Below are 20,150 nucleotides of genomic sequence, written 5' to 3'. Positions count from 1 at the left end.
GATTTTGAGTGCTGCGAGTTCTCGCTGCTACAAACTGTTACAGTTTTTGACACAGTGATTATATTGTCCCGAAGCGAATGATAGGATGCGCTAAATACCTTTAATTGAGGATTTTTATTAACATGGCAGAAACAATGAAGCTTTCTGGGAAGACTCCCCAGTTTGGTGGTAGCACAGGTGGCTTACTAACCAAAGCAGAAGTAGAAGAAAAATACGCGATCACCTGGACAAGCAATAAAGAGCAAGTCTTTGAAATGCCTACTGGTGGTGCAGCGATTATGAATGAAGGAGAAAACCTGCTTTATTTAGCGCGCAAAGAACAGTGTCTAGCTTTAGGAGCGCAATTCCGTAATAAATTCAAGCCCAAAATTCAAGACTACAAAGTCTATCGCATCTTTCCCAGCGGAGAAATTCAATATCTCCATCCTGCGGATGGCGTTTTCCCAGAGAAAGTAAACGAGGGCAGGGAATATCACGGTACAAAAGACCGCAGAATTGGTCAAAACCCTCAGCCAGCTACAATTAAGTTTTCTGGGAAAGCACCTTACGAGGTATAGCCAGCAAGCAGATAACATTAAGAAGGATCGAGCAAAAACAAATTATGTTTCTGACTTATCCTTCTTTTTTATGGAAGTTTTTGATGTTGCTAGTTTAAATATGCAACTGCTAGTAATGCTGTTTTAACCATTAGCTTTTTAGAGATATATCAGTCCTTTTTTCTACGTACTCTAATATGATTTTTCCCAATTTAGAGCAGTTTACTGAACTAGCGCAACGAGGTAATTTTATTCCTGTATATCAAGAATTGGTTGCTGATTTGGAAACACCTGTGTCGGCTTGGTATAAAGTATGTGCGGGTCAACCTTACAACTTTCTTTTAGAATCGGTTGAGGGAGAAGAAAAATTGGGTCGCTATAGTTTTTTAGGCTGCGACCCCATGTGGGTATTAGAAGCTAGAGGCGAAACAACTACTCAGACTCACCGAGATGGGTCGATTGACACATTTAAAGGCAATCCTTTTGAGATTTGTAATCAATGTCTTGAATCGATTAAACCTGTAAAGCTACCAGAACTTCCTCCTGGCATTGGGGGATTATTTGGGGTCTGGGGTTATGAGTTAATTCGCTGGATTGAACCACGAGTTCCCGTTCAAGAACTTAAACCTGAAGACTTGCCCGATGGAGTCTGGATGCAGGTAGATAACGTGATTATTTTTGACCAGGTGAAGCGCAAAATCTGGGCGATTTCCTATGCCGACTTACGAGATGAGGGTCAAACCATAGAACAAGCCTATCAGATAGCTGGCGATCGCGTGACAAAATTGATACTTAAGCTTCAGTTACCTTTACCCATCGAAGCAAAAGTATTAGCTTGGAATCCCCATCACACTAGTTCATCAGAAGATGGCGGGATAGTCTACTGTAGCAATACCGATAAAAAGCTGTTTTGCGCTAACGTCAATAAAGTAAAAGAGTATATTCATGCAGGGGATATTTTTCAGGCAGTCTTATCCCAAAAACTTTCTACTGTTTATAAAGGACATCCCTTTAATTTATATCGCTCCCTACGGTTGGTTAATCCTTCTCCCTATATGAGCTACTATCAGTTTGGCGATTGGCAGCTAATTGGCTCGTCTCCCGAAGTTATGGTTAAGGCGGATTTAACCGAAAATGATCGACTCACTGCTACCCTAAGACCCATTGCGGGTACTCGCCCCCGAGGAAAAACTGAGGGAGAAGATCGAGCTTATGCAGCAGACTTGTTAGCTGACCCCAAAGAAGTTGCCGAGCATATTATGCTGGTAGATCTTGGACGCAATGATCTTGGACGAGTTTGCGTTAAGGGTAGTGTTGTGGTGGATGAATTAATGGTGATCGAGCGCTATTCTCATGTCATGCACATTGTCAGCAATGTAGTGGGAGAAATTGAACCTGGTAAAACTGCTTGGGATTTATTAAAAGCCTGTTTTCCTGCGGGGACGGTTAGTGGCGCACCAAAAATCAGGGCTATGGAAATTATTCATGAACTAGAGTCAGAAAGGCGTGGTCCTTATTCTGGAGTCTATGGCTATTACGACTTTGAGGGACAGTTAAATACTGCGATCACCATTCGCACGATGATTGTTCGCCCTTATCAAGACAATCAATGTCTGGTTTCAGTTCAGTCAGGGGCTGGGATGGTGGCTGATTCTGTTCCCGAATCGGAGTATCAAGAAACTTTAAATAAAGCTAGAGGTTTACTAGAAGCCATTAGAAGTATTAATTAAGCTAGTAGGTGATCTTACCATCCAGCGAAAGTCGCACGACGAATTTGTTTTCCTACCAAAAGCAAACGGGCAATTTGTTCAGCAGTATTGGTCAGGAGGGTTGCCGTTTGGGCGATCGCTTCATTAAGTTGACAAGGATAGCTCAAAATACTTGTATAGTGATCGATGCCGTGGTGTAAGTTAAGGTCTGCCCCTTCACCAATCGTCCCCACTAAAGCAATTACGGGTAAATCGTAAAGTTTAGCTCGCTTGGCAACTTCGGCAGGAATTTTACCCCGTGGCGTTTGATAATCGATACAACCCTCTGCTGTAATCACTAAATCGACTTCTGGGATTAATTTATCCAAATCCAAATATTGCATGACAATTTCGTAACGGGGGTATAATCTAGCTCCAATCAAAGCATGTAAACCAGTCCCCAAACCACCAGATGCACCACTACCAGGCATTTCTTTCACATCGATATTCAAATGAGTTGCGATCGCGCTAGCGTAATGTTCCAGTGCTAATTCCATTTGGTCGACAATTTCGGGTGAAGCACCTTTTTGTGGCCCAAAGACTCTTGCTACCCCCTCTAATCCACACAAAACATTATGCCAATTGCAAGCGACATCAATTTGTACTTTGTCGAGACGTGAATCTCTTTGCGAGATATCAATTTGTTTGAGTTTAATTAATTCACTGCAACCTAAACCTAATTCTTTGCCATGGTCATCCAATAACTTTACTCCCAAAGCTTGTGCCATACCTGCACCACCATCATTAGTACCAGAATCACCACAACCAACTAAGATTCTTTCTGCACCAGCATCTAAAGCTGCTTTAATCAATTCGCCAACACCGTAGGTAGTTGTTACCAAAGGATTGCGCAAATCTGAAGGCACAAGACGTAAGCCTGCTGCTGCTGCCATTTCTAACACCGCAGTTTTAACTTTAGTTTTGCCCAAAAAGCCAAAATGAGCAGTGACTTTTTCGCCAACAGGGCCAGTTACTTCCAGATGATGCAATGTACCACCCGTAGCTGCAACTAAGGTTTTGGTAAATCCTTCTCCACCATCTACCAAAGGTACTTTGAAGATTCGGACATCAGGTATAGCTCTAACAATGCCTTGGGCAATACAATCAGCAACTTGTTCGGCATCAATACTTTCTTTAAATCCAGAGGGAGCAATTAAAATATTAAGTGTCATTATTATCTCCTGCGGTTAATTTAGCCGCTTTTTTTATTTGATTAATTAATTGTTTTTCAAAGCGATAACCCCACCCATCGCCACCAGGTGTAGTAAAATAAGACCATCAGGACAAGATGAATCACAATCAGCACCGAACTTAGACGAAGCAAATCTTGGGGTTGAAAACCGTCTTCATCTAATTCTTGATAAACCAGCAACGCTTTAGAACTAACTGGAAAAGTTAAACAATAATCCATTCCCAAAGTACTAAGAAACATTACTGCTACTGGATTGAGGTTTAAACTGCTGGCAAGGTAAAGCAAGGGAGGGACTAAAGCTGCTGCTCTAGCGGTGTGAGAAGTCATATAGATATGGGAAGTGAGAGAAATAATTGCCAGCAAGACAAAAATAATCAAACTAGATCGGGTGCTATGTACGTCGCTCCAGTGAAAAATGTGGTCGAAAATCCACTGAGATGCACCAGACTCAATTAGAGAATGTCCCAAAACTAAAGTAGCTGCCACAAAGATAATTAAATTCCAAGAAACAGCTTTAACACTGCTTTTCCATTGAACTACTCCAAATCTGGGCATTGTCAGGAATACTGCTCCAATCATCGTGACTGTGGCAATTTCCAATCCATGCCAAGCTTCTGTTAACCAAAAAATCAGCATGAGTAAGGTAATCCCCAAAGTTTTTCGCTCTTTTAGAGACAAAGATTGTGCTGGTAATTGTGGTAGGTTTAATGGCTTCTGTAACTGTTCTTTATTCAAAAACGTCCGCGAGGTAACCCAGCAAGAGATGTAACTAGCGACTACCCCAAAAGGCAAACCATAAAGTATCCATTGACCGAAAGAAATTTCTTGCTTGGCAATCTGTTCTAGAAGATCGTTAGCAACTAAATGAGAACCTGCACCTGTTAAAGAAACAATGGTAGAAACCAAAATAACGGTAGGCATCAATAAACAGAGAGTACGTCTAATTTGCTTGTCAGCGATCTCCTCTGTAATACTGCGAAATACAGGATAAGTGACAGCAGCCCGACCAGAAGTTGAGGGAATTAAGAAAGAAAGAGGAATCAGGACTGTCGTTAATAACCAAAAGAGATTAGCGACATTATTAGCTTTGGCTACTACCATGTAGGTTAACCTGGCTGCTAAACCAGTCTCTTTGACCGCATTGCCCAAAATAAACGCCCCAATCATTAACCAAACTACCTTTGAACCCATCGAAGCAAAAAATTGTTCTTGGGATATTGCCCCTGTTAAAACCAGCATGATTGCTGAACATAAAGCAACGTAAGCTGCATTGAGGGAGGTGATTGACCAAAAAATGGTTGCCACCAAAAAGGTAAATAAGGCTAAACGTCCCTGAACTGGTAAGCTAGCAGGCAAACTGACGATAATCGCTGCTATGGTAATTAATACAGGCACTAAAAAAGTTTTTTGCTGCCAGAAATGGACTGATTGATCAGATAAAAATTTGCTTGGGGGTATAATTTTTTGAGGCATTTTCTAAGTATTTAAGTCATCTGGTGGGCTAGGTGCGATCGCGAAGCCTACCCTTCTGGTAATCGCCTAGTATCCAAAGAGTGACTCTGCTAATCGCTCTTCTCAAGCGCTTCCAATTCAAAGTCTTCTTAGGAATCTAAATTGTTAACCTTTGCTTAAACCTTATTTAATGTCTTCTTTATGAATGTGTTGTTAATAAACCATGAGAAACTTCTTATGGTTTTGTTAATTGTTGATTGTTGATTGCTCCCTAGCCCCTTCCTTACTTCTTCTTAAGGGCAACAAACACAATCGTAAATTTAGCTCCCATCCCCAAATGGGAATCAAGACGAATCGAACTTTTATGGGCTGCGGCGATCGCTTTGACAATTGCTAAACCCAAACCTGCTCCTGCCGATTTTATTTGAGGGCTATGCTAATTTAATTATAATTTTGGGGCAAAATAAAGCTGAAATAAATCGTTTAACTTAAATAAGCATTCTAGTTGATCAATAAATTAAATGCGATCGCATTTAATCTAGATAGATTTTAATTTAGTCGCTAGAATTAGATCGAAGTTTTACTTCTGACTTTAAGTTTCTCGAATCAAAAAATCTGTATTTTTAAGCAACTTTAATTAACAAAGATCAATGAATGAACTAACTCAAGATTTATCCTTGGCACAAGCTCGCTCCTTGATTGATAGTTATGCTTTTGATTTAGGGCGCGATCATGCCGAAAAACTACTAGAGTATTGGCTAGATATGTATCATGCTAACTGGATTAGATTGGCGACTATCGAAGCGCTCTACCTAGGACGTTACAAAGCAATCTCAATTGAGCAAATTTTAAATGTTTGGCTGCGTATCGGCACACCTAATCCTCATTTCACTTACGAGTTTGAACGATTAATCTGTCGTAAATTGCCCAAGCATCTTTGCGATTTGTCAGACTTAAGTGCCAGCCCTTTTGAATCTAACACCATTAGTTTAGATAGTTTAGATAAGCCCAAATCTGAGATGTCAGCTACAGCAGAACTATCAGAACGTCAGACACCAACTGCCACCCAAGAGAAAGATAGCCCAAATTTGAAAAAAGCGGTTAATAATCCAGCAAGCTCACGTTCAAGTGTATCGTTGATTTCTAATTGGGGACTATCCTACAATCCTGTGTGGTCAGATTTTACGGCAGGAACTAAGATCATTCATCAGTTTATTCCTTTACCCGATATGTCTTCTTTTTTCACAAGGCTCAAAACATTTGGCGAAGAGAATTAAGAAGGGCGATTTATCTTACAATATGTAAAGTAACCGCTGTTGGGAAATCAGGAATTTAATGCGCGTAGCAATTGTTGGTGCAGGATTAGCAGGCATGGCAACAGCTATTGATTTAGTTGATGCGGGTGCTGAGATAGAAATATTTGAAGCTCGCCCGTTTGTGGGAGGCAAAGTTGGTAGCTGGATAGACAAAGATGGTAATCATCTGGAAATGGGGCTGCACGTCTTTTTTGGCTGCTACTATAATTTGTTTGGCTTAATGGCAAAGGTAGGTGCATTGGATAACCTGCGTCTTAAGCAGCACACCCATACTTTTATTAATGAAGGAGGGAGAATCGGTGAACTCGATTTTCGCTTTCTAACTGGCGCACCCTTCAACGGTTTGAAGGCTTTTTTCACTACCTCGCAACTCTCAACGGTTGATAAAGCAGCTAACTCTTTGGCTTTAGGGACAAGTCCTATTGTCAGAGCCTTGATTGATCCTGAAGGAGCAATGAGAATAATTCGCAATCTTGATTCGATTAGCTTTGCGGACTGGTTTCGCAGTCACGGTGGGAACAACGGCAGCTTGAGAAAGATGTGGGATCCGATTGCCTATGCGTTAGGCTTTATTGATACGGAAAATATCTCCGCTCGCTGCATGTTAACTATTTTTCAGTTTTTCGCTACTAAAACTGAAGCCTCTGTTTTAAGAATGCTTGAAGGCTCTCCTAGTGAGTATCTCCACAAGCCTATTGTGGATTACCTTGAGGCGCGAGGGACAAAAATTCATACTCGTCATCGAGTTAAAGAAATCTTGTTTGAAGATTTGGGCGACACCACGAAAGTTACTGGAATTGTGGTGAGCAATGGTGAAACCACAAAAACTATTAGAGCGGATGCCTATGTCTGTGCTTGTGACGTACCTGGAATTAAGAAGGTAATTCCTCAAGCTTGGCGCAAATGGTCAGAATTCGATAACATCTACCAGCTAGATGCGGTTCCTGTTGCCACGGTACAGTTGCGTTTTGATGGTTGGGTAACCGAATTAAATGACGCAGAAAATCGCCAGCAATTACAAAAGGCTGCAGGAATTGATAATTTGCTTTATACACCTGATGCAGATTTTTCTTGTTTTGCCGATTTAGCTTTAACCAGTCCAGCAGATTACTATAAACCAGGAGAGGGTTCATTACTTCAGTTAGTCCTTACTCCAGGCGACCCCTTTATTAAAGAAAAAAATGAAGATATTGCCCAGCATATTCTGGCACAGGTACACAAGCTATTTCCTTCTTCGAGAGAGTTGAATATGACTTGGTACAGCGTGGTTAAGCTCGCAGAATCTCTCTATCGAGAAGCGCCAGGAATGGATCCCTATCGTCCACCCCAACACACTCCTATCAGTAATTTCTTTTTAGCTGGTAGCTATACTCAGCAAGACTATATCGATAGCATGGAAGGAGCTACCCTATCAGGTAAACAGGCAGCTAAAGCAATTTTAGCCTATGTCGAACAATTAAAGGCGGTAGTAGCATAACGCGCGATCGCAATTTAAATCAGGTGGGTCTTATTATTGCTGAAACATTAGATAATTAAAAACTGGGTACAGCCCACCCGACAATCTTCACAGGAGAAGCGCCATGACTGACTGGCTAGAACATACCGTCCAAATTGAAGTTCCCGTAAGCATTGAATTAGCCTGGAGTCTATGGTCAGATCTCGAACAGATGACAATCTGGATGAAGTGGATCGAGTCGGTCAAAATCTTAGCAGAAAACCCCGAATTATCCCGCTGGAAACTAGCTACTGGAGGTTTTAACTTTACTTGGCTGTCACGCATTGTTCAGGTTGTTCCCGAGCAAATAATCGAATGGCAGTCTGTGGATGGTTTACCCAATAAAGGGGCAATTCGCTTTTACGATCGCAAAGATAGCTGTATTGTCAAAATGTCTTTTGCTTATGCCGTTCCAGGGATTATTGGTAAGCTGATGGATAGTTTAATCGGCGATATCGTTGAGTCTACGGTAATGGCTGATCTTGAACGATTTAAGGAATATGCGATCGCCAAACGAGATGAAAAGTAATTAGTAATAACTAATGTCCCAGCTGCCTAAAATCGCCATCAACGGCACTTATATTCAAGAACAAGGTAGTGGTTTGGGGGTAGTTAATCAGAACTTAATTGCTGAATTAATGAATGGTAATTGCCTAAAAGATTCACTTGACCAACGCCAGTTTAATTTTCGGCTGTATTCTCAAGCAGATTGCTTTAAATCTCAATATCCCCAACAGGTGATCCCAGTAGATCCCTCATTATCCCCCGATCGCGGTTTTTCAGGACACATTAAGCGAATTTTCTGGTATCAAACCGTATTAAATCAACAGTTTAAACATCAGCAAGCTGACCTATTTTTTTCTCCCGTAGCTGAAGGCATTTTTTTCCCTTGTATTCCGCAGATAGTAACTGTCCATGATTTAATCCCCCTCAAGTATCCCGAACTAAGTCCTAAGTGGAAATATTACTATCTTTACGCTCTACCTTTTTTACTAAAACAGTCTCAAGGCATTATCTGCGTCTCTGAATATACCAAGCAAGATCTAGTCAAAAACTATCGGCTTGATCCTGACTCAATTAACGTAGTTTACAACGGCTATGCTCAGGATTTGTTTTATCCTCAAGCCGATCCTAGAATTCTTCAGCAATACGGCTTGGATAAATATCTGCTTTACGTGGGCGATATGCGCTTTTATAAAAATTTGAGTCGCTGCCTGGAAGCTTTTGACAGTTTACCCCTCAAAGATTATCAATTTGTAATTACAGGAAAAAAAGACGATTTTTTCTATCCCGAAATTGAGCGTCAAACCGCCAAACTTGCTGCTAAAGATCGCATCATCTTTCTCGATTATGTCCCAACCGCTGTTCTTCCTAGCCTATATTCAATGGCTCAAGCTTTAGTTTTTGCTTCACTGTATGAAGGGTTTGGACTACCTGTATTAGAGGCGATGGCTTGTGGTTGTCCCGTCATTACCTCTAAAGTTACATCTATTCCTGAAGTTGGCGGAAATAGTGTCTTATATGTCGATCCTTACAGTGTAGACAGCATTGCTCAAGGAATGTATCAAATATTAACCAATACGGAATTAAAAACTAATCTGATTCACCAGGGATTAGCTAGAGGCAAGCTTTTTAGCTGGGAACTTACCGCACAAGGTGTTGGTCAGGTATTGGAAAATTGCTTGAATTCTGGCAACTGAACCAAAGATTAGAACAATATAGTCATTTCAATTAATTTCCTGAACAGTCAGCCAAGGGAAAGATTTTGTCCTCAGTCAAAAGTTGCCAAAAGTAGACTAAAAGAACTATTGTACTAAGATAGAATTCACAGCAAAAGAAGATCGATTAAGCTTGATTGCAAAATTTGAGATTATGTCTTATTGATTAAAGAAACGATTTGATGAATAAATGCTTCATGATCGACTACTGGTTTAGAAATATAGCCGTCTGCACCACTCTGCTTAAGAAAGTTTTCGCGATCGCCTTCCATAGCGTGAGCAGTCACCAAAATTATTGGTAAATTAGCAGTTTTGTCATCTGCTTTAAGCATTTGAGTGATTTTGATCCCATCTACTGGTTTACCCTGATAAGAACTATTAGCTAGAGCAACATCCATCAAAATTGCATCTATTTCTCCAGACTGAGCATAATGCAAGACTTCTTCGACAACTTCTGTCCCTTTGACTTGCAAACCGCCTCTTTTTGTGAGTATTTTGGAAAAAACACGCAAATTGATCGGATCATCTTCTACAATCAAAACCGTTGTCATAGATGTTACTCAGAAAGTCAGGTTGGATTTAGGAAACTTAAGATTAAAAACTACCAAGAGCGAAATTTAGCTTAGATCAGCTTTTGTTTATTGTGGCTTAAAACGGCGAGATCGCAAAGTTTAACTAAAACATAATCAAAGTCCAACTGCGCTATATTTTTAAATCTTGATGATTCTCGTTAACTCAGCCTCAATTTTTTTGGGCATCTTTTTTGGTAAATCTTGGAGACTTTTGAATGGCACAGCAGCTTAATTTGTTAGGAAACGGTCAGATTATCCCCACTCCTTTACATCAGGAAATGGAGAGATCATATCTAGAATATGCTATGAGCGTCATTGTGGGTCGAGCCTTACCTGACGTGCGTGATGGATTGAAGCCTGTACATCGGCGCATTCTCTATGCAATGTATGAATTGGGACTTACCCCAGATCGTCCCTATCGTAAGTGCGCTCGTGTTGTGGGGGATGTTTTAGGTAAATATCATCCTCATGGCGATCAGTCGGTGTATGATGCTTTAGTCCGTTTGGTACAGAGCTTTTCTACCCGCTATCCTCTTTTAGATGGTCATGGTAACTTTGGTTCGGTAGATAACGATCCCCCCGCAGCAATGCGTTATACCGAAACCAGATTAGCGCCTGTAGCTTATGAAGCAATGTTGACCGAGATTGGGGAATCTACGGTAAATTTTAGCGACAATTTTGATAGTTCTCAAACCGAACCTGTTGTTCTACCTGTCCAACTACCAATTCTGTTGCTTAATGGCTGTTCGGGAATTGCCGTTGGCATGGCTACCAATATTCCCCCTCACAATTTGGGTGAGGTAGTAGATGGTCTAATTGCTCTGATAGATCGTCCTACCATAACTGACGAAAAACTCTGGGAACTTATACCTGGGCCTGATTTTCCCACAGGTGGGGAAATTGTTGAGGTTCAGGGAATCCAAGATGCCTATCGCACAGGAAAAGGCATCATTAAAATGCGGGGGATTGCTCAAATTGAAAAAATTGCCACAGGTAAAAAACGTCGTAAAGAAAAGAAAGCTCTGGTAATTACCGAACTACCCTATCAAGTCAATAAGGCGGGGTGGATTGAAAAGGTTGCTGCTTTGGTTAACCAAGGCAAAATTGAGGGTATTTCAGATATTCGAGACGAAAGCGATCGCAGTGGGATGCGAGTCGTGATTGAACTCAAAAAAGATCTTACGGCTAAAAAGGTATTACATCAGCTTTATCGCCAGACAGCATTACAAAGTAATTTTGGAACAATTATGCTGGCATTAGTGGATAATAAGCCAGTTCAGCTACCCTTACGCGGTATCTTAGAAGAATTCCTCAAATTCCGCGAAGAAACTCTTAGAAGGCAATATAGTCACGAATTAGAGCAGGCTAATCAAAGGCTGCATCTCGTAGAAGGATTATTATTGGCTCTCAACCAGCTGGATGCAGTAATCGAAATTCTGCGCCATGCTCCTGACGGTACTACTGCTAAAATACAACTTCAAGAGGAGCTTGACTTGTCCCCTACTCAGGGAGATTCGATTTTGGCAATGCCGATGCGCCGTTTAACAGGCTTGGAAAGGCAGAAGTTAGAAACAGAATCAGCAGATCTTCAAGAAAGAATTGCCGAATTGAGTAACATTTTAGGCGATCGCCATGAACTCTTGAAATCTCTTAAAAAAGAATTACGTTCCCTCAAACGCAAGTTTAATGATAAACGTCGAACTCGGATTATTAACGTAGCAATTAGCGAAGATCTTCTCCCCTCACCTACTCAGCCAAAATCTCAGGAGCAGAAAACTCCTAGCAAACCTACCAAAGATCCAGCTTTGACAGTATCCCCAACTCTCACTTTTGAACGCTCTTTCGAAGCCAAATTAAAGGTAACTAGCTCTGGCTGTATTTATTGGTCAAACCCGCCTACAGAGGAAGAAGCTGCTCCTGCTGTTCCCCAACAGGGTCAAGATTTTCTCCTTCATCAAGAAGAAATTGGCGATCGCGATCAGCTAATTGTGGTTACTGATAGTGGCAAAGCTTATCCTGTACCGATTAAAGAAGTTCCTTCTAGCCTAGAAACGACTAAATTACCAGCTTTAGAGCTACTATCATCCGCAGCACAAAGAGATGCTCAGGGTACGGTGGCGCATTTCTTCCTCCCCGAACAGCAGAATTTAGATCTAATTATGTTGACGGACAAGGGGATCATTAAACGTCTAGCTGCTCAAGAATTAGAGGCTCTAGGCAATCGGGGATTAGTTTTAATCAAGCTCAAGGAAAAAGACACTCTTAAATACTTTTGCTTTACCATTGAAGCAGAAATGGCGATCGCTACTACTGGGGGACGTATCTTAAGGTTACCAATTGACGATCTACAGATCCCTTTGATGGGTAGAAATGCTCAGGGAAGTAGGGTCATGCGTTTACGAGTGAAAGAAAATCTGGCAGGTTGCTGTAATGTCAAATCAGAGGATTCTCTGGCTGTGATTTCTCAATTAGGATTTGGTAAAGTGATCCCCGTTAACTCTCTCAGATTAGGAAATCGAGGGGATATTGGCACTCAAGCAATTCAATTTACAATTAAAGAAGATACCTTAGCGGGAATTATCGCAACTACGGATCAAGAAAATATTGTCCTCACCACCAGTATCGATCGTAGGCTAATCTTACCTGTTAACAGCCTTATCAAAGCAGATAAAAATGATCCAGGAGCGAGAGTTGGTCAATTAAAAGCTAATGAGGTTATTACTGGAGTATATCCATTTTCGAGTTAGGAGTAATAAGTGAATAGTTGGAAGGTTGTATTGAGCTGTTTCTTGGCGGGAAGTATTAATCTTTTAGCTACGCAAAAATTATTGGCTCAATCCCAGATAGCTAATCCTTTACAAACGGGAGTAGATTCTCGCGATCCTTTAATTCCTGATGGTTATGGTAAACGGCAGCTATCTTCCTTTGAAATTTATCGCCTTAAGCAGGAGATTGAACGGCTGGAACAAACCGCAACGCAAGAGTTGCAGCAAGGGAATACAAATAGATCATTTGAACTATTCTACCGCCAATTAAAACTTGCTCGCGCTATTAATACCGAAGTGGAAATTGAAGCTCTAGGTAAAGTTGGCGCGATCGCTTGGCAAGAAAACCGAGCTGGGGATCTACGAAATATTGCTAATCGTTTAATGGGGATCGAGAAAAAAATAACTATTGCCGATTTAGATTCTAAATTACTAGAACGCTTTGCTATAGCCTATCAACAGATAAAATATCCAGAGCAGGCGATCGCTATTTATCAACAAATCCTGAGCAACAATAAACAGCAAAAGAATTTAGTTGCAGTTGAAGCAAACCTTAAAACTTTAGGGGAACTTTATATAGCCAAATTTAACTATTCATCAGCAGCCAAAACCTATCAAGAATTATTGACTTTGGCTGAATCAAAATCTAATTCAGAGCAAGTTAATTTCTATTTAAATACTTTAATCAATCTCTACGACCGCACTAATCAAATTGCCCCAGCTATAGCCACTAGAGAGCGTTTAATTGAAAACTATACTGCGGTTAAAAAACTAGCTCAAGTGGCTAAATTAGAATTGGCGATCGCCCATGACTATCAAACTTTAACTCAAACTCCCAAAGCTATTGAAGCTTATGAGCGAGGATTTAGATTAGCTTCCACAACCCAACAATTAGCGATCGCCGATGATGCCTTAGACAGTCTGGGAAAACTGTATCTCAAAGAGAGACAAGAAAAAAAAGCGATCGCCACTTTTACTCAGCTACTGACAATACAACGCCAGTCTTATAATCATTATGGCTTAATCAATACTTATGATACATTGGGCAAAATATATTTAAAATCAGAGCGAAAAACACAAGCCAAGCAGTATTTTCAGCAAGCTTTAAAATTAGCTCAAGCGCTAGATTATAAAGTCGAGTATTTTCAGCAGCAGATCGCCAAGCTATAGAGCGACGAGTGGTTTAGGTTAAACCTAAGGTTTAACCTAAATAAACATTTTATTTTGCTTCCATCCAGTTTTTACCTGCATTAATATCCACTGCCAAAGGAATGCTTAACTGAACAGCATTTTCCATAGTGGATTTAATGATCGGCTGTAATTGTTGCCATTCTTCAGGGGGAACTTCTAGTACTAATTCGTCATGCACCTGTAGTAATAACCTAGCTTGATAGTCTTTTAAGATATTCTGTAGCTTAATCATCGCCAGCTTAATAATATCTGCACTAGAACCCTGGATCGGCGCATTAGCTGCTGCTCTTAAGGTTTGAGCATCGTTATAGCTGTAATCTAAATGATCTAAATTAATTACTGCTGGATCGCTTCCCCGCAGCATTTTAAGACTGTCGCTAAATAAATTAACGTAACGTCTTCTACCTAAAATTGTCTGAACATAACCTAAAGCGATCGCCTGTTTTTTGACATTTTCTAGATACCCAAACACATGGGCATATTGCTCACGATATTTTTCAATAAACTTTTTACCAACATCAGTTTTAAAACCAGATTCACGGGAAAATCTTTGCGCTCCCATGCCATAAATTACGCCAAAGTTAATAATTTTACCTAAACGTCTTTCTTCTGAAGTAATGTCTAATTTATCAAACAGCAGTTGTGCCGTTACCTTATGAACATCTTTCCCATTACAGTAAGCATCTATTAAAACAGGCTCTTGGCTAAGATGAGCCAAAATTCTTAGTTCAATTTGGGAATAGTCAGCAGCAACTAGTAACCAACCCTCTTCGGGAATAAACGCCTGACGAATCTGGCGCGAAAACTCGGTACGGATGGGAATGTTTTGCAGATTAGGATTAGAAGAGGATAATCTGCCTGTAGCAACGACTGATTGATTAAAGTCTGTATGTAGCCTTCCTGTGGACTTTCTCACTAGAGCAGGTAAAGCATCAACGTAAGTAGATTTAAGTTTAGCTAAAGTTCGGTACTCTAGCATATTGTCGATTACAGGATGATCTCCCCGCAGCTTTTCTAGTACCTGTTGATTGGTGGAATAACCTGTTTTGGTTTTGCGGGATTTCTTAAGATCAAGCCCTAATTTCTCAAACAGGATTACACTTAACTGTTTTGGGGAACTTAAATTAAATTCCTCTCCTGCTGCTTGATAAGTATCCTGTTCAAGCTTGAATAAGTCTTGATTTAGCTGTTGAGCAAACTGCTGGAGATATTTGGTATCTAATCTAATGCCTGTATTTTCCATTGTCGCCAACACAGGTTCTAAAGGTTGTTCTACATCCAATAGCAGCTTTTCTAGTTCTGGAACTTCTCTTAATTTGACTTTCAGCTTATCCACAAGATAGTAGGTTGCATAGGCATCCAATCCGCAGTAATCAGCAACTACATCAATGTCTAAATCAGCAATAGTTTTCCCTTTGGGTATACCTAAATCTTTATAGCTTTTTGCCTTATTTTCCAAGCCATAACGCTCAGATAGATCTGCCAAATTATGAGTTTTTTCAGGATCTAAGACATAACTTGCCAGCATCGTATCGAACACCACTCCCTCTAAGTTAATTCCTTGGTGATGTAATACCAAGCGATCAAACTTGGCGTTTTGGAAAGCCTTGGGAAAGCGATCGCTTTCCAAGATCGGCTTGAGGGTATCTAAAACTAACTTTTTATCTAGCTGTGTTCCTGCTGTGTGAGCTAGAGGTATGTAGGCAATATCTGGATCGCGATCGCCAAGCGTACCCGCAGGGTAATCACCCCAGCAACAACCAATACCAACTAATTCGGCTAAATGGGTTGCTAAAGAATTAGTCTCTGTATCCCAAGCTACAGGCTTTTGAGGATCGGTATGCTGCTTTAGAGTTTTAACCAGTTGCTTGAGCTTCTCTTGGGTGTCGATAATCTGGGTGTTTAACTCTGGCTTGAATAGTTCTTGTGGTACTTTGGGTTCAATTTTGTCGAATAAAGATAATTGACCATTGCTATTATTTTTAACCCCAGAGGGTAAAACCTCAATCTGTTTAATTTCTCCTTCTCCACCAAGTTTTACCTGTAGCTTATGCAGGTTCTTAATCGCTTTTTTTAGCTCTAATTCTTCCAGTAGCGGTAATACAGCTTCTGGTTCAAAACCAACTAACTCACAGTCTTGTAAGTCAATTTCAATTGGGGCATTAGTTTCGATCTGAGCCAAAAACTGAGAATGCCAAGCCTCTTTTTTTCCCTCAGCTAGTTTTTTCTGGTTTGCTCCTTTAATCTTGTCTAAATTGTCATATACTCCAGATAAAGTCTGATACTCTTTCAAAAGTTTTACTGCTGTTTTATCACCGATTCCTTTAACTCCTGGAATACAGTCCGATTTATCACCACACAGCGCTTTGTAGTCGACAATTTGTTCAGGAGTAACCCCCATCTTTTCAATTACCCCCGCCTGATCGAATTCAGTATAGCTGGTGGCTGATTGCCGAAAGGCTTGATTGTGTAAATAGAGAACGCTAATTCCTTTCTCATCATCTACCATCTGGAATAAATCGCGATCGCCCGTGACAATTTTAACCCTGTACCCCGCTTCACTCGCTCTGGTGGCAATAGTACCTAGGATGTCATCTGCTTCGTATCCCCCCTTAGTCAGCATCAGCAAGTTAAAGCCCAAAAGTAGCTTTTGCAGGTTTTTGATGTCGGGAATAAAATCTGCGGGAGTTTCGGTGCGATCGCTTTTATAGTTCCCATCAGCTTGATGACGGAAAGTTGCCTCACTTAAATCAAAAGCGATCGCCATAGAATGAGGTGATTCTATTTCTAATACCTGTATTAAAGAATTGATAAAACCAAAACAAATGCTAGTAGGAACTCCTCGGGAAGTCACCAAAGGCTCTGTTCGAGAATTATTAAAGGCATAATAAGCCCGAAACGCCAAAGAATGACCATCCAGCAGAATTAACAATGGTTTAGTATTATTTGAACTGGACTTGGCTACGACTATGGATGACATACAATTTAATTGCGAATAAAAAGATTTATTTAAATCAAGCTAATATTTCAGCTTGTTAAATACTGTAAACACTAGTGAATATATCTTGTTTTGCTAAGTCAAGAATGCTAAATTAACAACAGGTACAAAGAAGTACATCAAACCTTCTTTCCAAGCAAGATTCTAGCAAGTACCTCCCGCTATGAATCTACACAATAGCGCATCATTTAGATTAAGGTAACTAATAGGCGACTTAATTTAGCTGTTACTAGTTATTTAAAGAACAAATAGCACTAAAAAAGCCGTAATCTTTGCCAGATATGGCTAGCTGCCGAGATCTAAAATATTATCAAAAAAAGCTGTTGTGCGATAGTTCACACCACAATTATTGAAAACTACTTAAACACTTTGCTCTCGAATTTAAAGCTACAAATTGTTTCATTGGGAAGTCTTGTTAAGTTTGCGAAAAGACAGTGGAAAGAAGTATTTTGAAGGCTAGTTAGTTTCAAACTTATGTCTTTAAAGTCCTAAAATTCAAGGAGGTCTCTCAAAGCCTAGCCCGATTTTACTTCTTTCTGACCCAATTTATAAACTAGACAAACCAAATAAACTTAAAGATGCGATTCATGAATAAATAATATCATGGTCGATTTTTAGCATTGGGCAATATATTTGTAAGTGCCAATGATTTGATCGGTTTAGACAAAAACACAGTTTCGGCACATGGCTTGATGCAGCATTTTTTGATATTGTCCCGAACTAACAATAATCGAGCCGAAACGTTCTAAATGGGGGTTTTGTAATTGAGCATCAAACACGACATATTCCCTTGATCTCAAATGCTCCACTAGCTTCACCATCGCCACTTTCGACCCTTCTGGAAGGCGATAAAACATTGATTCGCCAATAAAAGCGCCTTTGATCGCAATACCTAGAATTCCTCCAGCTAACTCATCTCCCTTCCAAGTCTCAAAGCTATGGGCATAGCCAGCTTGGTGTAAAGCCAAATAAATCTCCTTTAGTTCCTCAGAAATCCAAGTACTCTCGCGATCGCTACAGCCTGAGCAAACTGCTTTAAAATCACGGTTAATTGCTACAGAAAAGCGTTCTTGATTAAGTACTCTTTGTAAAGATTTCGGATAGCGAAAGCGATCGCCTAAGGGAATTAAGGTACGCTGACGACTAGAATACCAGTCCAAGCGATCATCATCTCCTGCCATTAAAAAATAACCTTGGCTGTATCTATCCACAATTGAAGGAAGATCAAATTCCATGCTTTTACTTTAATTATCTATTTCTAAATAGAGATGCTTAAATAAGAAAATACCTCTATTAATTGATTAGTAGCTCATAGTTGATCATTGACTTTTTAAATCCAGTTCAACCAAACTAACTACAATGACTGATCCTGCTGAACCCATCGCTCCTATAACTTTACCTAACTTACAGTACCCTGAGAAAGAAGAAGTATGGCTGAGGGAGTCTTTGCATACTTGGTTAGATGAAGAATTCTTGCCCGAGCTGGTTAATGGCAAAATAGCAGAAAAAGCAGCCAAAATATTTGTTCGTCAACGTATGGAAGGAGAAAACGATTTGGGTTCACTAGTAATAGCTATCATTGCCGAAATGCGAGCTTTTGATTTTAGTCGCAGTTTTTACAGTGAATTTGCTGTTGCTAATGCCGTCAGCGATTTAATTTTAGATAGTTTAGGTATAGATCGTTGCTGTGGCGCATAATTTTTGTAACTTAGCTGCTAGAGATGAGCAAATTTTCCTGGTTGAATGATTGGCAAGATCGAGCATCAAAAAATGTAGATGATGCTACAAGATGGCTCAAAAAATTCCTGCCGACCAATAGTGTTGCTAGAAAAGCCACCAGTTGGTTTAATATCAGCGATGAACAAGTTGCTGAAATACTTACTAGCGTCAGAGACAAGTTGCCAACAACCGAGGCTCTATTAATCGGTAAGCCTCAAGCGGGCAAAAGTTCAATTATTCGCGGTTTAACAGGAGTATCTGCGGAAATTATTGGTCAGGGTTTTCGTCCCCATACTCAAAATACAGAAAGATACGCTTATCCTTCTGAAGATCTTCCTCTCTTGATATTCACCGATACCGTTGGCTTGGGAGATATTAATCAAAATACTCAAAATATTATTCAAGAACTTAAAGCAGAACTAGACCAAGATACTCAACGCGCTAGAATTTTTATTCTTACAGTAAAAATTACTGACTTTGCCACCGAAACTTTGCGACAGATAGCCAAACAATTGCGCCAAGAATATCCCAACATACCTTGTTTGCTGGCAGTTACTTGTCTGCACGAAGTTTATCCCGCTGACGTGGCAGATCATCCAGAATATCCTCCAAACTATGAAACAGTTAAACGAGCATTTCAGGCAATTCAACAAGATTTAAATGAACTAGGTGATACCTACGGCAAGCAAAGCTACCGCTCTGTATTAGTTGACTTTACCCTCGAAGAAGATGGTTTTAATCCCACTTTCTACGGCTTAGAGGCATTCACTGAAGCTCTAGCGGAATTACTCCCCGAAGCTGAATCGAGAACAATCCATCAATTACTGGACAATAACGTTAGTGAAGAACTGGGTAATCTTTACCGTGATACAGCCCGACGCTATCTAGTAGCATTTTCCACTATGGCGGCTACTTTAGCTGCTGTTCCTTTACCCTTTACGACGATGCCAGTATTAACTGCTTTGCAAATATCCCTAGTTGGGTTGTTAGGTAAACTGTATGGACAGACTTTATCTCCTTCTCAGGCTGGAGGAATTGCCAGTGCGATCGCTGGTGGTTTTTTTGCTCAGGCGATTGGGCGAGAATTAGTTAAATTCATTCCAGGTTTTGGTAGTGTTCTTGCTGCATCTTGGGCAGCGGCTTACACTTGGTCACTCGGAGAAGGTGCTTGTGTCTATTTCGGCGACTTAATGGGAGGCAAAAAACCTGACGCAAAGAAAATTCAGTCTGTGATGAAAAAATCTTTTGCTTCAGCTCAAGAGCAATTCAAAAATATTCGGCAGTAACCAGATAAACTTTTCAAAATCCTTCAAAGTCATACCCAGAAGCATTTTAGGCGTAAAAAAGAAATAATTTAAAATTATTTTCTTCCAAGGGGTTGACAGAGCTTGTAATAGTCCCTATATTGGTAAATGCGCGGTTGAGAGGGATTCGTCCCCCGCAAACGC

At 40.3% G+C, this 20,150-nt stretch carries 16 protein-coding genes; 10 read left to right on the top strand and 6 right to left on the bottom strand.

What is annotated here, in order from left to right; all coding sequences use genetic code 11:
* The first annotated feature begins 122 nt into the window (after positions 1-122).
* Together C7B62_RS13420 and C7B62_RS13415 are read left to right on the top strand one after the other, a co-directional pair.
* Positions 123-557 (top strand): photosystem I reaction center subunit II PsaD, encoded by a 435-nt coding sequence (locus C7B62_RS13420; protein WP_106236975.1) that lies wholly within the window; start codon positions 123-125, stop codon positions 555-557.
* 176 nt (positions 558-733) lie between these two features.
* Positions 734-2,266 carry an anthranilate synthase component I family protein gene (locus tag C7B62_RS13415; RefSeq protein ID WP_106236973.1) on the top strand — a complete coding sequence of 511 codons (1,533 nt, stop codon included), beginning with the start codon at positions 734-736 and terminating at the stop codon, positions 2,264-2,266.
* Positions 2,267-2,280: 14 nt separating this feature from the next.
* On the opposite strand, the gene C7B62_RS13410 is transcribed toward C7B62_RS13415, so the two are convergent.
* The 3 genes from C7B62_RS13410 to C7B62_RS26995 all read right to left on the bottom strand — a co-directional run bounded on the left by C7B62_RS13410 (position 2,281) and on the right by C7B62_RS26995 (position 5,352).
* Complete coding sequence (locus C7B62_RS13410) at positions 2,281-3,456, bottom strand: glycerate kinase (RefSeq protein WP_106236970.1); 1,176 nt, start codon at positions 3,454-3,456, stop codon at positions 2,281-2,283.
* Between the two features lie 56 nt (positions 3,457-3,512).
* A complete protein-coding gene (locus C7B62_RS13405; RefSeq protein ID WP_106236967.1) occupies positions 3,513-4,949 on the bottom strand; it encodes an SLC13 family permease in 1,437 nt (478 codons plus the stop codon).
* A gap of 262 nt (positions 4,950-5,211) precedes the next feature.
* Positions 5,212-5,352, bottom strand: a complete 141-nt coding sequence (locus C7B62_RS26995; RefSeq protein WP_146132100.1) for a HAMP domain-containing sensor histidine kinase — start codon at positions 5,350-5,352, stop codon at positions 5,212-5,214.
* Between the two features lie 226 nt (positions 5,353-5,578).
* On the opposite strand from C7B62_RS26995, the gene C7B62_RS13400 reads away from it, so the two are divergent.
* The 4 genes from C7B62_RS13400 to C7B62_RS13385 all read left to right on the top strand — a co-directional run bounded on the left by C7B62_RS13400 (position 5,579) and on the right by C7B62_RS13385 (position 9,439).
* Positions 5,579-6,205 carry a hypothetical protein gene (locus tag C7B62_RS13400; protein WP_106236964.1) on the top strand — a complete coding sequence of 209 codons (627 nt, stop codon included), beginning with the start codon at positions 5,579-5,581 and terminating at the stop codon, positions 6,203-6,205.
* Positions 6,206-6,263: 58 nt separating this feature from the next.
* Positions 6,264-7,721: a 9,9'-di-cis-zeta-carotene desaturase gene (zds, locus tag C7B62_RS13395; protein WP_106236962.1), complete on the top strand. Its 1,458-nt coding sequence runs from the start codon at positions 6,264-6,266 to the stop codon at positions 7,719-7,721.
* A gap of 103 nt (positions 7,722-7,824) precedes the next feature.
* Positions 7,825-8,268, top strand: coding sequence for an SRPBCC family protein (locus C7B62_RS13390; protein WP_106236959.1), 444 nt, complete (start codon positions 7,825-7,827; stop codon positions 8,266-8,268).
* 13 nt (positions 8,269-8,281) lie between these two features.
* Complete coding sequence (locus C7B62_RS13385; protein WP_106236957.1) at positions 8,282-9,439, top strand: glycosyltransferase family 1 protein; 1,158 nt, start codon at positions 8,282-8,284, stop codon at positions 9,437-9,439.
* A 170-nt stretch (positions 9,440-9,609) separates the two neighbouring features.
* Here C7B62_RS13385 and C7B62_RS13380 read toward each other — a convergent pair whose 3' ends face one another.
* Positions 9,610-10,008 carry a response regulator gene (locus C7B62_RS13380; protein WP_106236954.1) on the bottom strand — a complete coding sequence of 133 codons (399 nt, stop codon included), beginning with the start codon at positions 10,006-10,008 and terminating at the stop codon, positions 9,610-9,612.
* A gap of 236 nt (positions 10,009-10,244) precedes the next feature.
* Between C7B62_RS13380 and C7B62_RS13375 the strand changes: the two genes are divergently transcribed.
* Both C7B62_RS13375 and C7B62_RS13370 read left to right on the top strand, forming a co-directional pair.
* Entirely contained in the window at positions 10,245-12,776 is a 2,532-nt protein-coding gene (locus C7B62_RS13375) for a DNA topoisomerase (ATP-hydrolyzing) subunit A (protein ID WP_106236952.1), read from the top strand.
* Between the two features lie 9 nt (positions 12,777-12,785).
* Positions 12,786-13,964, top strand: coding sequence for a lipopolysaccharide assembly protein LapB (locus C7B62_RS13370; protein ID WP_106236949.1), 1,179 nt, complete (start codon positions 12,786-12,788; stop codon positions 13,962-13,964).
* A 49-nt stretch (positions 13,965-14,013) separates the two neighbouring features.
* On the opposite strand, the gene polA is transcribed toward C7B62_RS13370, so the two are convergent.
* The gene (gene polA, locus C7B62_RS13365; protein ID WP_106236946.1) at positions 14,014-16,965 is read right to left on the bottom strand and encodes a DNA polymerase I; all 2,952 of its coding nucleotides are present in this window, start codon (positions 16,963-16,965) and stop codon (positions 14,014-14,016) included.
* Between the two features lie 677 nt (positions 16,966-17,642).
* Positions 17,643-18,218 (bottom strand): leucyl/phenylalanyl-tRNA--protein transferase, encoded by a 576-nt coding sequence (aat, locus tag C7B62_RS13360; RefSeq protein ID WP_106236943.1) that lies wholly within the window; start codon positions 18,216-18,218, stop codon positions 17,643-17,645.
* 124 nt (positions 18,219-18,342) lie between these two features.
* Between aat and C7B62_RS13355 the strand changes: the two genes are divergently transcribed.
* Positions 18,343-18,681: a hypothetical protein gene (locus C7B62_RS13355; RefSeq protein ID WP_106236941.1), complete on the top strand. Its 339-nt coding sequence runs from the start codon at positions 18,343-18,345 to the stop codon at positions 18,679-18,681.
* Between the two features lie 23 nt (positions 18,682-18,704).
* Entirely contained in the window at positions 18,705-19,988 is a 1,284-nt protein-coding gene (locus C7B62_RS13350; protein WP_106236938.1) for a YcjF family protein, read from the top strand.
* Positions 19,989-20,150: the final 162 nt, after the last annotated feature.

It is taken from the genome of Pleurocapsa sp. CCALA 161 (assembly GCF_003003995.1).
Classification (GTDB): domain Bacteria; phylum Cyanobacteriota; class Cyanobacteriia; order Cyanobacteriales; family Xenococcaceae; genus Waterburya.
Note: the sequence above shows the minus strand (reverse complement) of the source record. Positions and strands in the feature narration are given on the sequence as shown.

Bases quoted from the DNA above. Each gene is read 5' to 3' on its own strand.
- C7B62_RS13420 (WP_106236975.1), top strand. From the start codon at position 123: ATGGCAGAAACAATGAAGCTTTCTGGGAAGACTCCCCAGTTTGGTGGT.
- C7B62_RS13415 (WP_106236973.1), top strand. From the start codon at position 734: ATGATTTTTCCCAATTTAGAGCAGTTTACTGAACTAGCGCAACGAGGT.
- C7B62_RS13410 (WP_106236970.1), bottom strand. From the start codon at position 3,456: ATGACACTTAATATTTTAATTGCTCCCTCTGGATTTAAAGAAAGTATT.
- C7B62_RS13405 (WP_106236967.1), bottom strand. From the start codon at position 4,949: ATGCCTCAAAAAATTATACCCCCAAGCAAATTTTTATCTGATCAATCA.
- C7B62_RS13400 (WP_106236964.1), top strand. From the start codon at position 5,579: ATGAATGAACTAACTCAAGATTTATCCTTGGCACAAGCTCGCTCCTTG.
- zds (WP_106236962.1), top strand. From the start codon at position 6,264: ATGCGCGTAGCAATTGTTGGTGCAGGATTAGCAGGCATGGCAACAGCT.
- C7B62_RS13390 (WP_106236959.1), top strand. From the start codon at position 7,825: ATGACTGACTGGCTAGAACATACCGTCCAAATTGAAGTTCCCGTAAGC.
- C7B62_RS13385 (WP_106236957.1), top strand. From the start codon at position 8,282: ATGTCCCAGCTGCCTAAAATCGCCATCAACGGCACTTATATTCAAGAA.
- C7B62_RS13380 (WP_106236954.1), bottom strand. From the start codon at position 10,008: ATGACAACGGTTTTGATTGTAGAAGATGATCCGATCAATTTGCGTGTT.
- C7B62_RS13375 (WP_106236952.1), top strand. From the start codon at position 10,245: ATGGCACAGCAGCTTAATTTGTTAGGAAACGGTCAGATTATCCCCACT.
- polA (WP_106236946.1), bottom strand. From the start codon at position 16,965: ATGTCATCCATAGTCGTAGCCAAGTCCAGTTCAAATAATACTAAACCA.
- aat (WP_106236943.1), bottom strand. From the start codon at position 18,218: ATGGAATTTGATCTTCCTTCAATTGTGGATAGATACAGCCAAGGTTAT.
- C7B62_RS13355 (WP_106236941.1), top strand. From the start codon at position 18,343: ATGACTGATCCTGCTGAACCCATCGCTCCTATAACTTTACCTAACTTA.
- C7B62_RS13350 (WP_106236938.1), top strand. From the start codon at position 18,705: ATGAGCAAATTTTCCTGGTTGAATGATTGGCAAGATCGAGCATCAAAA.